Source organism: Brevundimonas sp., assembly GCF_032017145.1.
Taxonomy (GTDB): Bacteria; Pseudomonadota; Alphaproteobacteria; order Caulobacterales; family Caulobacteraceae; genus Brevundimonas.
Map to the genome: position 1 here is coordinate 1 of NZ_DALZQC010000084.1, position 14635 is coordinate 14635.

At 65.0% G+C, this 14635-nt stretch carries 12 protein-coding genes and 1 tRNA gene; 9 read left to right on the plus strand and 4 right to left on the minus strand.

What is annotated here, in order from left to right:
- Window positions 1-1185, plus strand: a 1185-nt coding sequence (locus RTU05_RS13235; RefSeq protein WP_312598838.1) for a YihY/virulence factor BrkB family protein, incomplete at its 5' end; no start/stop codon positions are given.
- A gap of 153 nt (window positions 1186-1338) precedes the next feature.
- Here RTU05_RS13235 and hslU read toward each other — a convergent pair.
- Together hslU and RTU05_RS13245 are read right to left on the minus strand one after the other, a co-directional pair.
- Window positions 1339-2640 (minus strand): ATP-dependent protease ATPase subunit HslU, encoded by a 1302-nt coding sequence (gene hslU / locus RTU05_RS13240; RefSeq protein WP_312598839.1) that lies wholly within the window; start codon window positions 2638-2640, stop codon window positions 1339-1341.
- A gap of 57 nt (window positions 2641-2697) precedes the next feature.
- A complete protein-coding gene (locus RTU05_RS13245) occupies window positions 2698-3696 on the minus strand; it encodes a DUF2268 domain-containing putative Zn-dependent protease (RefSeq protein WP_312598840.1) in 999 nt (332 codons plus the stop codon).
- 156 nt (window positions 3697-3852) lie between these two features.
- On the opposite strand from RTU05_RS13245, the gene RTU05_RS13250 reads away from it, so the two are divergent.
- Entirely contained in the window at window positions 3853-4383 is a 531-nt protein-coding gene (locus RTU05_RS13250) for a GNAT family protein (protein ID WP_312598841.1), read from the plus strand.
- A gap of 67 nt (window positions 4384-4450) precedes the next feature.
- On the opposite strand, the gene ppa is transcribed toward RTU05_RS13250, so the two are convergent.
- Window positions 4451-5008: an inorganic diphosphatase gene (gene ppa / locus RTU05_RS13255; RefSeq protein ID WP_312598842.1), complete on the minus strand. Its 558-nt coding sequence runs from the start codon at window positions 5006-5008 to the stop codon at window positions 4451-4453.
- A 130-nt stretch (window positions 5009-5138) separates the two neighbouring features.
- Between ppa and RTU05_RS13260 the strand changes: the two genes are divergently transcribed.
- Entirely contained in the window at window positions 5139-5822 is a 684-nt protein-coding gene (locus RTU05_RS13260) for a DUF599 family protein (protein ID WP_312598843.1), read from the plus strand.
- A gap of 234 nt (window positions 5823-6056) precedes the next feature.
- On the opposite strand, the gene RTU05_RS13265 is transcribed toward RTU05_RS13260, so the two are convergent.
- The gene (locus RTU05_RS13265) at window positions 6057-6881 is read right to left on the minus strand and encodes an N-formylglutamate amidohydrolase (RefSeq protein ID WP_312598844.1); all 825 of its coding nucleotides are present in this window, start codon (window positions 6879-6881) and stop codon (window positions 6057-6059) included.
- Window positions 6882-6992: 111 nt separating this feature from the next.
- On the opposite strand from RTU05_RS13265, the gene cpdR reads away from it, so the two are divergent.
- The 6 genes from cpdR to RTU05_RS13295 all read left to right on the plus strand — a co-directional run bounded on the left by cpdR (window position 6993) and on the right by RTU05_RS13295 (window position 13785).
- Window positions 6993-7349, plus strand: coding sequence for a cell cycle two-component system response regulator CpdR (gene cpdR / locus RTU05_RS13270; protein WP_017506825.1), 357 nt, complete (start codon window positions 6993-6995; stop codon window positions 7347-7349).
- A 126-nt stretch (window positions 7350-7475) separates the two neighbouring features.
- Window positions 7476-7550 (plus strand) — tRNA-Val (locus tag RTU05_RS13275).
- Between the two features lie 276 nt (window positions 7551-7826).
- Window positions 7827-11249, plus strand: coding sequence for a response regulator (locus RTU05_RS13280; RefSeq protein ID WP_312598845.1), 3423 nt, complete (start codon window positions 7827-7829; stop codon window positions 11247-11249).
- A gap of 3 nt (window positions 11250-11252) precedes the next feature.
- Complete coding sequence (locus RTU05_RS13285; RefSeq protein WP_165116474.1) at window positions 11253-12077, plus strand: protein-glutamate O-methyltransferase CheR; 825 nt, start codon at window positions 11253-11255, stop codon at window positions 12075-12077.
- Window positions 12074-12649 carry a chemotaxis protein CheB gene (locus RTU05_RS13290; RefSeq protein ID WP_165116476.1) on the plus strand — a complete coding sequence of 192 codons (576 nt, stop codon included), beginning with the start codon at window positions 12074-12076 and terminating at the stop codon, window positions 12647-12649. The genes RTU05_RS13285 and RTU05_RS13290 overlap by 4 nt, the downstream gene beginning before the upstream one ends.
- The gene (locus tag RTU05_RS13295) at window positions 12646-13785 is read left to right on the plus strand and encodes a hybrid sensor histidine kinase/response regulator (RefSeq protein WP_165116478.1); all 1140 of its coding nucleotides are present in this window, start codon (window positions 12646-12648) and stop codon (window positions 13783-13785) included. Before RTU05_RS13290 ends, RTU05_RS13295 begins: the two co-directional genes overlap by 4 nt.
- Window positions 13786-14635 lie beyond the last annotated feature (850 nt).

Genomic DNA, 14635 nt, shown 5'->3' on the forward strand with positions numbered 1-14635 from the left:
CGCTACTTGGCGGCGGCGGCCGGGGGGCTGGCGGCGGGCGCGGGCGCGGCGCATCTGCTCTACAGCCAGGGGCACAAGGTGGGGGTGGAGCTGCGCGCCCCCCGCCCCGAGGTCCTGCCGCCGCCCCCGCCTACCCCGGCCGATTACGACGCCAAGGAGCCGGGACGCGGGCGTCTGGCGGACCGTCCGCACCGCATCCCGCGCAAGGGCTGGACCGACATCGTCTGGCGGGCCGGCGCCTCCTATTTCGGCGACCGCGTGGGCTTTGTGGCGGGCGGCGTGACCTTCTTCACCCTGTTGTCGCTGTTTCCGCTGCTGGGGTCGTTCGTGACGCTGTACGGCCTGTTCGCCGATCCGGCCGACGCCTGGGCCCGGCTTCAGTTCCTCTACGCCCTGATGCCCGACAGCATAGCGGAGTTCCTGGGCGCCCAGATGCAGCGCCTGGCCGAAAACTCCAACACCCAGCTGACCCTGACCCTGATCTGGACGCTGGTCCTGTCGCTGTGGGCCGCCAACGGGGCGATCAAGATGCTGTTCTACGGGCTGAACGTCGCCTATCACGAGACCGAGAAGCGCAACTTCATCCGATACAACCTGACCTGCCTGACCTTCACCATCGGCGGCCTGCTGGCGGTGCTGGTGACGTCGGGCCTGGTGGTGGGCGTGCCGGTGGTGGTGCGCCTGTTCGGCCTGGAGGAGGAGTGGGGCCTGTTCGCCCCCTTGCGCTGGCCCCTGCTGTTCGCCGGCTATGTGCTGGCCCTGATGGGCATCTATCGCTACGGCCCGTGCCGCCAGAACGCGCGCTGGCGCTGGCTGACGCCCGGCGCGCTCTTCGCGGCGACGCTGAGCGTCAGCCTGTCGTTGGCGTTCAGCTGGTATCTGAGCCACTTCGTGCGGACCGACAGCTACGGCCCATTGGCGGCCATGATGGGCTTTTTGCTGTGGACCTGGCTGTCGGTGCAGGTGATCCTGCTGGGCGCCGCGCTGAACGCCGAGATCGAGCATCAGACCGCCGTGGACACCACCACCGGCAAGCCGCTGCCTCTGGGCGAGCGGGGCGCCATGGTTGCCGACAGCGTGGGCGCCCGGCGCGGCAATTCCGCCGCCCTGGCCTTCACCCAGCGCCAGGCCGAGGCGGTGGCCGACAAGCTGCTGAAGCGCCGTTTGAAGCGGAACGGCCGGTAGGGCGAGGAACGCTCCTTATCGTCTTTTCGGCGTCCGCAGGACGAACCCGGAACCCAGCTGGCGTGGACGGCCTGGGACGGCGAGCGTAGTGCGCGCGGCCCTGGGTTCCGGGTTTCTCGCCTCGCTCGGTCCCGGAATGACGATGGGTTGGATTCAGAGGATGAACCGGCTCAGGTCCACGTCCTTGGTCAGGGCGTCCATGCGGTCGCGCACGGCCGGGGCGTCGAAGGTGACGGTCTGGCCCGACAGGTCGGAAGCTTTGAAGCTGGTCTCCTCCAGCACCCGTTCCAGCACGGTCTGAAGCCGCCGCGCGCCGATGTTCTCGACCGCGCTGTTGGCCGCCACCGCCGCATCGGCCATGGCCTCCACCGCGTCGTCGGTGAAGACCAGGGTGACGTCCTCTGTGGCCAGCAGGGCCTGGTTCTGACGGATCAGATTGGCCTCCGGCTCGGTCAGGATGCGCTTGAAGTCGTCGCGCGTCAGGGCCTTCAGCTCGACCCGGATCGGCAGGCGCCCCTGAAGCTCGGGCAGCAGGTCCGACGGCTTGGCGACGTGGAAGGCGCCGGAGGCGATGAACAGGATGTGGTCGGTCTTCACCGGCCCGTATTTGGTCGAGACGGTGGTGCCCTCGATCAGGGGCAGCAGGTCCCGCTGCACCCCCTCGCGCGACACGTCGGCGCCGGATGCGCCCTGGCGCGCCGCCACCTTGTCGATCTCGTCCAGAAAGACGATGCCCTCGTTCTCGGCCAGCGACAGGGCCTCGCCGGTCAGGCTGTCCTGGTCCAGCAGCTTGTCGCCCTCCTCGGCGATCAGGGGCGTGGTCGCGTCGCGCACGGTCAGCTTGACGGTCTTGGTGCGGCCGCCGCCCATCTTGCCCAGCATCTCCGACAGGTTCAGCAAACCGACGTTGCCGCCGCCGGGGATGTCCAGGCCCTGGATAGGCGAGGCGTTGTCGGCGAGCGAAATCTCGATTTCCTTGTCGTCCAGTTCGCCGGTCCGCAGCTTCTTTCTGAAACTGTCACGGGTCGCGGCGCCCGCGCCGGCGCCGACCAGGGCGTCCAAGATGCGGTCCTCCGCGGCGGCCTCGGCCTTGGCCCGCACGTCGCCGCGCCTGCGGTCGCGCACCATGACCAGGGCGCTCTCGACCAGGTCGCGCACGATCTGGTCCACGTCGCGGCCGACGTAGCCGACCTCGGTGAACTTGGTCGCCTCGACCTTCAGGAAGGGCGAGCCGGCCAGCCGGGCCAGGCGCCGCGCGATCTCGGTCTTGCCCACGCCGGTCGGCCCGATCATCAGGATGTTCTTGGGCGTCACCTCGTCGCGCAGGTCCGCCGGCACGCGCTTCCTGCGCCAGCGGTTTCTCAGGGCGACGGCGACGGCGCGCTTGGCGTCGTTCTGGCCGACGATGTAGCGATCCAGTTCCGAGACGATCTCGCGGGGGGTCAGTTCAGTCATGCCGACCAGATAGGAGGCCGCGAACCGTTGCGGGAGAGGGCAGGGCGTCGCGGCGCGTCAAATCCCCGATCCGGCGTCCTCTTCCAGATAGCCCGAGGCGTTTACGAAGGCCTGCACCGCCGCCTGATCGGCATAGTCCAGCTCCAGCATCGCCTTGATCGCGGCCGCCTTGTCGGGCGCGCGGTCGTAGTAGCGGCTGGCGATGACATAGCCGACGTAATAGCCCAGGTCGGCCGTGCCGAACGGGTTGTCGATCCCATTGTACAGCCAGCCGCTGAAGTCCGCGCCGTTCATGTCGGCGCGGAAGGCCGTCCTGATCGCCGCATCGTTGGCCGGGCCATAGGTCACATAGGGCAGTTTCGGCATCCGGCCGGTGGCCTTTTCGGCCACGAAATCGGCGACGCCTTCATACACCACCTGGGCCAGCAGGGTCTGGCGCTCGCCCCGCTGCTGGGTGTGGACCACCTCGTGCGCCGCCAGCAGGTCCAGGTTCTCCAGCGGATCGCTGGCGAAATAGGTGGTGAAGAAGCGCTTCAGATTGGGCGGCATCTGCGACAGGTCCACACTGGCGTCGCCTGTGGCCATCTCCACCCCGATCAGCACCTTGTCGTCCAGCGTCGTGCCGGCCGAGCGCAGGGCGCCGACCTCGAAATAGACGCCGGCGGGCCGCAGGTCGGGATAGAGTTCGCGCAGTCGCGCCAGATGGTTCTCCAGCTTCTCCAGCGCCTGACCCGCCAGGGCCGTGCGCGGACGCACCGTGTCCCAATAGGCCGGATAGGCGCGGATCGCGTCCAGGAAGGTGTCGATCGTATAGCCCTTGGCCTGCATGAAGGCGGCCAGGCCCGGCGTGCCCTGGTCGATGTACAGTCGCTGGAACAGGTCGCGCTGGCGGGCCGGATCGCTCTCGGCGCGCACGGCGTCATAGGCGGCCCAGAACCGGGCGATGTCGCCGTCGACGACCTGGACCCGCGGCGCCGGGGCGGGCGACTGAGCCAGCACGGGCGCGGACGACAGGACGGCGAGCGCCGAGCAGGCGGCGAACAGGACGTGGCGCATGATGGTTTCCCCCTCGAAGGACCGGCATGGGGACGCATTCGCCGCCGGGGCTCAAATGAAATCGCTGTAATCCTCGGGCGAAACAGGGGCGTCATGTCGCGTCATGCCGGTCGCATTCCTGCGTTAGGACGGCGCTGGCCAAACCGGAGACGACGGATGACATCGATCGAGACGGATCGGCTGATCCTGAGGGACTTTCAGGCCGGCGACGCCGCCGACCTGTTCGCCTATCTGCATCGGCCCCGCGCCGATTGCTTCCGGTCGATGCAACTGGCGGACCTGGCGGCCGCCGAAGCCGAGGCGGTCAAGCGCGGCGCGGCCGGGGAATATATCGCCGTCCAGTCCAGGGCCGACGGGCGGGTGATCGGCGATGTCTTCGCCCATTTCGAAGAGCCGGACACCTGGTCCATCGGCTGGAACTTCAACGCCGACTTCGAGGGGGTCGGCTATGCGTTCGAAGCGGCGACCGCCCTGGTGCGGCATCTGTTCGCCGACAAACAGGCGCGTCGTCTCTACGCCTATGTCGAGGACGACAATCTGGCGTCACAGCGGCTGTGCGACCGGCTGGGCATGAAGCGCGAGGGGCTGTTCCGGGAGTTCGTCTCGTTCGTGAACGATGGGGATGGCCAGCCGATCTACGTCAACACCTGTCAGTACGCCCTCCTGAGGCGTGAATGGCGGGGCTGAGGGACAGTAAAAAAGGCGCCCCCCTGCCGGAGAGCGCCTTTTGCGGCTCATCGCTGTCTGCGCCGGATCAGGCGGCGTTGGCGGCCTTCTGGGCCAGCTTGTCCTGATGGGCCTTCATCCCGGCCTCGATCAGGGCGGCGGCTTCGCCGGCGTCGCCCCAGCCCTTGACCGTGACCGACTTGCCCTTCTCCAGATCCTTGTAGCGGGTGAAGAAGTGCTCGATCTGCTCGATCAGGATGGCCGGCAGCTGACGATAGCTGGCGATCTCGGTGTAATAGGGGTTCAGCTTGTCGACCGGCACGGCCAGGATCTTCTCGTCGCCGCCGGCCTCGTCCACCATCATCAGCACGCCGATCGGACGCGAGCGGATAACGCAGCCCGGCACGACCGGCGTGGGGTTCAGCACGATCACGTCGCAGGGGTCGCCGTCGTCCGACAGGGTGTGGGGAATGAAGCCGTAGTTGCCCGGATAGTACATGGCCGTGTGCAGGAAGCGATCGACGAACAGGGCGCCCGATTCCTTGTCCATCTCATATTTCACCGGCAGGCCCCCTTGGGGGATTTCGATGACGACGTTGATGTCCCAGGGGGCGTTCGGACCGACGGGAATGGCGTCCAGGTTCATGGCGGGTCTTTGCTGCGACTGCGAAATTCTGAAAGGCGAAGGGTGATAGGCCGCGCGGGCGCGAACGGCAAGCGCGACCTGTGGCGAACGGGCTTGCCTAGGCCCGGCGGATCGCGGACATCATGACGTCATGAGCTGGATCGACTGGGCGGCGCTGGCCCTCTTCTTCATCTGCTGGCTGGGCTATGGGCCCATCCTGTCCTTCATCAGCAGGAAGGGCGGGTCGCTGAACGACGACATGACCCATGTGCGCGCCATGTGGATGCGGTCCATGACGCACCGGGAGATGAAGCTGATCGACAGCCAGCTGATGGGCCATTCCATCAACTCCGCCTCCTTCTTCGCCTCGACCAATCTGCTGCTGATCGCGGCGGTGGCAGGCATATTGTTCGGCGGCGAGAGCGCTTTGAAGGGGTTCGCGGCGGTGGGGGCCGAGAATGTGCCGACCCGCATCCTGGAGGCCAAGCTGGCCCTGGTGCTGATCTGCCTGGCGCGCGGTTTTCTGGATTTCATCTGGGCCCTGCGCCAGATGAACTATGCGCTGGCCCTGATCGGATCGGCGCCGGAGCTGCATTCCAACACCGACCGCAAGGCGTTCGGCGAGGCGGCGGGCCAGTTGCTGAACCCGGCGCTCAGTTCGTTCAGCCAGGGGGTGCGCGGCTACTATTTCGCCTTGGCGGCGGCGGCCTGGCTGTTCGGGCCCTTATGGCTGGCGCTGGGCGTGGCGTCGTCGTTCGGCCTGCTGATCTATCGCCAGGAGGCGTCGCCGGCCGCCCGCGCCATCCGCAATGCGCGCCGTCTGCTGGAGCATTGATCCGCTTGTCTTCGCACCTGCGAAATCGGCGGCCCGTTCGACTTTGGTCTAAGGCGTCGTCGGAACTTCGGAATTGCGTAACACGGCGTGACTGCTGGGGCCTTGACCCATTGTGCATCGCAACCTAGATTGTTCCTCGACGTCTCCGGACGTCTTGCCCTTCCTGGGCGTTTCCTCCCTATAGACTTATACGCCGCACCCTCGGGTGCGGCTTTTTTTTGATCTGATCAGCGATCAGTCAGCCCAGCGTTCCGCGCACAGGGCGGCGATGACCCGGCCCAGCGCCTTTTGCGTACGGCCATAGCCGGCGCTGGGCGCCAGGGTCGCCTCGTCCAGATAAAGACCCCGGCTGATCTCGATCTGGATGGCCTCGTACCCCTCGTCCGGCCGGCCCCAGCATTGCGTGGACCATCCCCCGGCGTAGGGGCGGTTCAGCGACACCCGCCACCCCAGACCTTCGAACAGGTCGCGCAGGCGGCGGGTCAGCCGCGCGCTGCAGGCCGAGCCATAGCGGTCGCCCAGCACCACCTCGGCCCCCACCGCGCGCGCCGGCATGGAATGCCAGTCGATCAACACCGCCCGCCCGCGCCGCGCCCGCGTGGCCTGCATCAGGTCCGCCAGCGCCTGATGGTAGGGGCGGTGGACCGTCGCGATCCGCGCCTCGGCCTCCTCCAGCGTCATGCGGCGGGCGTAGAGCGGCGTCCCGTCGCCGGTCAGACGCGGCAGCACCCCATAGCCCGCCGCCGTCTTGGCCCCGACCGGGCCGTCCAGACCGTCGATCAGGACGGGGTCCAGTTCGCCCGGATCGCGGTTCAGATCGACATAGGCCCGGCCGATCCGCCCTTCGATCAGCGGCGCGCCCGAACGCGGCCCCTCGGCGATCAGCCGGCCGACCAGGGCGTCCTCGGCGCTTCTCAGGCTGGCGGGGGTCAGGCCCGGCGCGGCGCCCATGTCCTCGGGATAGCGGTCGCCCGAATGGGGCGAGGCGAACACCAGGGCCGTGGCCTCGGCCGTCGTCGACGCCGGGGTGATCCAGAAGCTGTCGCCGGCGTCGGTCATGCCCCGGCATAGCGGGTTTCGCTGTGGAAGGAAGTCGGCTGATCGTTGAATTTCATGGGCGGTTTACAGTTGCGGCCTTAGGCTGACCGCCAGTTTCAAGGGTGTTTCTCCATGGCGCGTATCCTTCTGGCCGAAGACGACGGCTCCCTGCGCGGGTTCCTGACCCGGGCGCTGGAGCGCGCGGGCCATCAGGTGATCGACTGCGAGAACGGCGACGACGCCATCGACGCCCTGGAACACGGCCCCTACGACCTGCTCTTGACCGACATCGTCATGCCGGGCGCCGACGGGATCGAGGTGGCGCGTGTCGCCGCCGCCCGCCAGCCGGGCCTGCGCATCATGTTCATCACCGGCTTCGCCGCCGTCGCCCTGACCGCCGCCCAGGCCACGCCGGACGCCAAGGTCCTGTCCAAGCCCGTCCACCTGCGCGACCTGGTCAACGAGGTCGAACGCATGGTCGCCGCCTGACGTCTTGGCCCGACGACGTTTTTCGAGAAATCTCTTTCTCGCCGCGAAATCGGCTTGATGCCGACAGGCCGCGCCGCTATACGACCGCTCTTCCCGCTCCGAACCGCTTTTTCGGAGCCCTACGGCGGATGCGTAGCTCAGCGGGAGAGCACCTCGTTGACATCGAGGGGGTCACAGGTTCAATCCCTGTCGCGTCCACCATTTTCTTCAATGACATAGCGGGCTTGAGCGTATAGCCGCTGCCCAGAAACTGGCCAGAAACCCGCTGCGGAGTCTTTGTTAAGTCTCCACATCCTCGTCCAGCAATTGTCAGACTACGCACCTAGCGGCCGCTCGTGACTCAAAGCGGCGGTTGGGGACGTCGGCTTTCGGTCAGGGAAATTATGAAAACAGCGGTGGCGTCCTCAGCACTGTTTGCCAAGGTGTGGCTTGCAGCTATGGACGGGCGGAATGAACTTTTCGGGTTGGAGAGCGAGCTTGGCTCAGACGCAGCATGGCGTTGGACGCATTCGATCGAAGGTCGAAATTTGGGTCGGAGTGGGCGTCGTGCTCGTTCTCGCCTTCTTCCTGATTAGCGGCGTCGTCGCCTACCTCAACGTCCAGGGCCTGCGCGCCAATAGTCAAAAGGTGGTTGGAACCCATACGACACTGGTGGCCATAGACCAGGTCCTGTCGACCGTGCAGGACGCTGAAACGGGACAGCGCGGTTACCTTCTCACGGGCCAAGACCGTTATCTTGAGCCCTACGAAGACGCCGTGGCCGCAATGGACCGTGACCTTGCGATCCTCACCGAAGTGACCTCGCGCGACCCAGCGCAGCAGGCCAACCTCAAAGAGGTCAAGCGCCATGTCGGCGTCAAGATGGAGCAGTTGACCCGGGGAATCGAAGCGCGGCGTACGGGCGGCCTCGCGGCGGCCGTCGCGATGATCGAAACCGACCGCGGCAGGACGGCGATGAATGCGATCCGGGAACGCTTGGCCATCATGCGCGCCGACGTCGCGCAGCAGCGGCGACAGTGGCTGTCTGAGATGGAGGTCGCTTACCGGACCGCCCTGCTGACCGGAATCCTGTCCGCCCTGCTCGGCGCCGCCCTCACCGTCGGGGTGTTCCTGCTCATCCGCAACAGCACGCGGGAACGCGCCCGGCAGGAGTGGCTTCAGGCCGGACAGGTCGGGCTCGCCGAAGCAATGAGCGGCGACAAGACCATCGAGGCGCTGGCCGACAGCATCTTGGGCTTCCTGGCTCGATATGTCGACTTTCAAGCCGCAGCGATCTTCAAGGGCGAAGGCGGCGTTTTCCGCCGCGCCGCCACCCTGGGCGTTCCATCAGACGCGCCCGTGCCTATGGAGTTCCGACTTAAGGAGGGCCTTCTGGGCCAGGTCGCCGCTGATGGGGCGTCAGTGCTGCTGACGAATGTCCCTCAAGGCTATCTGACTATTGGATCCGCGCTGGGACGGGATGACCCGCGTCATCTCGTCATTGCCCCTGCGAACGCTGATGGCGTCATCAACGCCGTGATCGAGTTGGGCTTTATCCATGCCCCGGGACCGCAGGTCCTTCGGCTGCTGGATGAAAGTGCGGCTGCGATAGGCGTCGCCCTCAGGTCGGCGCGCTATCGTCTAGATCTTCAGAACGCCCTCGAAGAGACCCAGCGCCAGTCCGAGGAACTACAGGTGCAGAGCGAAGAGCTTCGGGTTTCCAACGAGGAGTTGGAGGAGCAGGGGCGCGCGCTCAAGGAATCCCAGGTGCGGCTGGAGCAGCAGCAGGTGGAGCTTGAACAGACCAACAGCCAGCTGGAAGAGCAAGCGCAGGTTCTGGAGGGACAGCGCGACGACCTGGAACGGACCGGCGCCGATCTGGCCCTCAAGGCCCGGGAGCTCGAAGCGGCCAGCCAGTACAAGTCCGACTTCCTCGCCAACATGTCCCACGAACTCCGGACGCCTCTTAACTCCCTGCTGATCCTGTCGAAGCTTCTCGGCGACAACAGCGACGGAAACCTGTCCGAAGAGCAGGTTCGCTACGCCCGGACCATTCAGTCCTCGGGCGACGATCTGTTGACGTTGATCAACGACATTCTCGACCTCTCCAAGATCGAGGCCGGGCACGTCCAGATCCGTCCCGAAGCTGTTTCGGTCCAGAGACTGGCCGGCGACTTGCGCCAGCTGTTCGATCCGATTGCAGACCAGCGGGGGCTGAACTTCACGATCGACGTCGCCAAGGGGACGCCCGATCTGGTTGAGACGGACCGTCAACGTCTGGAACAGATCCTTAAGAACCTGCTTTCGAACGCCTTCAAGTTCACAGAGAAGGGGAGCGTAAAGCTGAGGATCGCGCCCGGCGACCGGGGCTTGGATTTTTCGGTGAAAGACACCGGAATCGGTATTTCGCGCGAACAGCAGAACAGCATCTTCGAAGCCTTCCAGCAGGCCGACGGCACGATCAGCCGCAAGTACGGCGGGACGGGGCTCGGACTTTCGATCTCCAGGGAACTGGCTCGGTTGCTCGGAGGCGCGATCACTCTGGAAAGCAAGCCCGGCAAAGGCAGCACCTTCACCCTCAGCGCGCCCCTCGCCTACGACGCCGCTCAGGTTGCGTCGCGCGCGCCCTTTGCTCCGCAACCCGCGGCGTCCTCAGTCACGCAGGCCGCCCCGAAATCGTCGCCCGCTGTCCTGCCCCGCGCGATTGAGGATGATCGGGACGCGCTGGCCGTGAACCGGCGCACGTTGCTGGTCGTTGAAGACGACGATCGTTTCGCCGCCATCGTCCGGGACCTGTCGCGCGAAATGGCGTTCCAGTGTCTTGTGGCCAGTAATGGCGAGGACGCGATCAAGCTCGCCAAACAGTACCGGCCGAGCGCCATCGTCCTTGACGTCGGCCTTCCTGACCAGTCCGGTCTGACGGTCCTGGACACGCTGAAGCGCGACGACCAGACCCGCCATATACCGATCCATGTGGTGTCCGCTGGAGACCATGCCACGACCGCGCGCGCGCTTGGCGCGATGGGGTATCTCACCAAGCCGGTCAAACGTGAGGCGCTGGCGGATGTCCTTCGGGCCCTGGAGGAGGACCTCACCCGGACCGTTCGACGAGTCCTGATCGTGGAGGATGACGCCGTCCAGCGCGAGGCCATGAGAGCCCTTCTGTCGAGCGGCGGGGTCGAGACGGTCGGGGTGGGCACGGCGGCGGAATGCCTTCAAACCCTCGAACAGCAGACCTTCGACTGCATGGTTGTGGACCTGTCCCTGCCCGACGCCTCCGGCTTCTCGCTGCTGGAGAAGCTCAGTCTGGACGGTCAGCAGGCCTATCCGCCGGTGATCGTCTATACCGGCCAGGATCTGACGGCGGACCACGAGCAACAACTGCGCCGCTACTCCAGCTCAATCATCATCAAGGGCGCCAAGTCGCCGGAACGCCTGCTGGATGAGGTCTCGCTGTTCCTCCACCAGGTGGTCGCCGACATGCCGCCCGAACAGCAGCGCATGATCCAGAAGGCGCGAAATCGAGACGCCGTGCTGGAAGGCCGGCGCATCCTCGTCGTCGAGGATGATGTCCGAAACATCTATTCCCTCACCAGCGTGCTCGAACCTCGCGGCGCCGTCGTGCAGATCGCGCGCAACGGGCAGGAAGCGCTCGACGCGCTCGATGCGTCCGCCGCCTCTGCACCCGCCATAGACCTCGTTCTGATGGATGTGATGATGCCGGTCATGGACGGGCTCACCGCGACACAGCGCATCCGGAGCGATGGACGCTGGGGCGGCCTGCCGATCCTGATGCTGACCGCCAAAGCCATGCCGGACGACCAGGAACGCTGTCTCGCAGCAGGGGCCAACGACTACATGGCCAAGCCCCTGGATGTCGATAAGTTGCTCTCTCTGGTCCGCGTGTGGATGCCGCGCTGATCCATGGCCGACGCTCTCGAAGACCTCGAAATCCAACTGCTGCTGGAGGCGCTGTTCCAGCGCTATCATTTCGACTTCCGTCACTATGCCCGTGCGTCGATCAAGCGGAGGCTAGTGCAGGCCCGCGACCAGATGGGCTATCCGACGCTGACCGCGCTGCAGAACGCTGTCCTGCACGACCCGACGATGCTGCCTCGGCTGCTGGGCTATCTGACGGTGCAGGTCAGCGAAATGTTCCGCGACCCGACCTATTTCAAAGCCTTGCGCGAGACGGTGCTTCCCCATTTGCGCACCTATCCGTCGCTCAAGGTTTGGATTGCGGGGTGCAGCACTGGCGAGGAAGTCTACTCCCTAGCCATCCTGTTCCGGGAGGAAGGGCTGTATGATCGCACCCTCTTCTATGCCACCGACATCAATCCCGATGCGCTCCGCGCAGCAGAAGCCGGGGTCTACGCCCTCGATCGGCTGCGCAAATTCACCGAGAACCACCAGAAGTCGGGCGGACGTTCGTCCCTGTCCGACTACTATACGGCCGACTACGGGCGGGCCGTCTTCGACCGTAGCCTCAGCGCCCGGGTCGTCTTCTCCGATCACAGCCTCGTCACGGACGCGGCGTTCGCCGAGATGCAACTGATCTCCTGCCGCAATGTCATGATCTATTTTGATCGCGCCCTGCAGGATCGCGCCATTGGCCTGTTCAAGGACTCCCTACCACGCGGAGGCTTCCTCGGCCTCGGCTCCAAGGAAAGTTTGAGGTTTTCGGCCCACGCCGGCGAATTTTCTGAGTTCGTCCCCCAGGAAAAGCTCTACCGAAGGCTAGGCGCATGAGTGTCCCATCACAACGCGCGGTGGTGATCGGCGCTTCCGCCGGCGCCGTCCAGGCGCTTTTAGCCATCCTTCCCATCCTCCCAGCGGACTATCCCTTGCCCATTCTGATCGCGGTCCATGTCCCCCCGGATCGAGGCAATGGTCTCGTGCCGCTGCTTCAAGCGAGCTGCGCCCTTGCGGTGCTTGAAGCCGAGGACAAGGAAAGGGTCCTTCCTGGAACCGTCTATTTTGCGCCCCCCGATTATCACCTTCTGGTCGAGCGAGATGGCGGGCTGGCCCTGTCCTCGGATGAGCCGGTCAACTATTCTCGCCCATCGATTGACGTTCTCTTCGAAAGCGCCGCCGACGCCTATGGAGCCGGCCTGATCGGTGTCGTGCTGACGGGCGCCAACAACGACGGGGCCGCCGGCCTGAGAGCCGTTATGGAAAGGGGTGGCGAGGCCTTCGTCGAACGCCCGTCAGAGGCCTATGCGTCAGCGATGCCAGAAGCCGCTCTCGCGGCCTGCGCGGGCGCAACGGCCATGAGTCTGGCGGACATCGCAAACTATCTGGTGGAACTCGAAGCCGCATGACGACCCTCGACACCCCGATAAAGGTTCTTCTTGTCGATGATCTCGAGGAAAATCTCCTCGCGCTTGAGGCTTTGCTCCAGCGCGAAGGTCTCCACCTGCTCAAGGCGAAGTCCGGAGATCAGGCGCTGGAGCTGCTCCTTGCCGAAGACGTCGCTCTCGCCCTCCTAGACGTGCAGATGCCTGGCATGGACGGCTTCCAACTGGCCGAATTCATGCGCGGCAACGCCCGGGTCCGTCATGTCCCCATCATCTTCGTCACGGCGGGCAGCGCAGAACAGCAGCGCCGGTTTCGCGGCTATGAGGCCGGCGCGGTCGATTTTATCCAGAAGCCGATCGAGCCTAATATCCTGCGAATGAAGACGGAGATCTTCATTGAACTCTATCAGCAGCGTGAGCGGATACGCCTGCAACGAGACGAATTGGACGTGCATGCGACGGCCTTGAGCGCCGCAGATCAACGCAAGAACGAGTTCCTGGCGGTCTTGGGTCATGAGCTACGCAATCCCCTCATGGCCCTGAACGCAGGGCTGAAGTTGCTCGATCGCGCCGGCGAGCCAGATCAAGCCGCCGTCATCCGGGAGCGGATGGCGACCCAAGTGTTTCACCTCTCGCGGCTTGTCGAGGATCTGCTTGACGTTTCGAGGATAGATCAGGGCAAGATCGCCCTGCGCCTCGAACGGGTGCAGTTAAAGACCGTGCTGGACTCCGCGATCGATACAAGCCGTCCCAAGATCGACGCGGGTGGGCATGCCTTCACGTTTGACCTACCGACGGAAGCCGTATGGGTCACAGCCGACTTCACCCGCCTATCGCAGATCGTCAGCAATCTGCTGACCAACGCAGCCAAATACACCCCGTCGGGCGGGACGATCCAGCTCCGGGCGAACGCCGGGCCCGACTACGTCGAAGTCGCCGTCTCCGACACTGGCGTCGGCATTTCCAAGGATATGCAAGCTCGGGTCTTTGAGCTGTACACGCAGTTGAAGGGGCCCGACGATCGATCCAGCGAAGGCCTTGGCATCGGTCTCGCCCTGGTCCGCCAACTGGTCGATCTGCATAAGGGCGACATCCGCGTGGAAAGCGACGGTCCGGGCGCCGGCAGCTGTTTCACCATACGGTTGCCGCGTTCAGCATAGCATCGACCGTCGGAGTAGGCGCGGCTATTGCCAAACAATGCGGCAGTGAATGTCTGGGACTGGCGCCCAGAAGTTCATTATCTGGAAGCAGGCGTCACGACAGGCATGCGACCTCAGAGGAGGGGGCATGCGACAGTCTGACCTGTTCCTACAACCGAAGCCCTCAGGGAACGCGCCGTCTAATCGGCCCCAAGGCGCCGCTTAAGCCCAAGCTCATCTGGTCCATCCGACAACAGTTGAGTGTGGCTAGGAGATTTCGCGACCTCGCCGTGTTCAACTGCGCGTTGGATTCGAAACTACGCGCCTGCGACCTGGTCCGACTTCGCGTGAGCGATGCGGCGAGAGGCGGTGTTCTCCGTCAGCGGTCGGTCGTCATCCAACAGAAGACCGGGAGACCTGTGCCCGTTGAGATCACCGAGCCTGCGCGTGATGCGATCGCTGCTCGCCTGAGTGTGCCCCGCCAGCCTGAAGACGACTGGCCGTTCCCAAGCCGGAGCCGGTGCGGCCAGCACATCGGCGCCAGGCCGTATGCTGGGCTGATAGACCGATGGCGCCGTTGATTGACCTAGAGCCCTAAGGGTACGGCGCTCACAGCCTTAGACGCACTAAGGTCTCGCTCATTCACAAGAATGACAGGCAATCTTCGCGCATGCCAGCTCCTGATCGGCCACAGGAGATTGGAGAGCATAGTCAGATATCTCGGTATCGAGGTGGATGACGCCTGGGAGATGTCAGAGCAAATCGACTTGTGACCCTAAGCCGGGCCCTGAAGCAAGCCCGGCGATGGTCAGCTTTGGGTGGATTTCGTTGAAAAAGGCGGCTGCTGAGATCGCCGGCAGTAACCGGCACG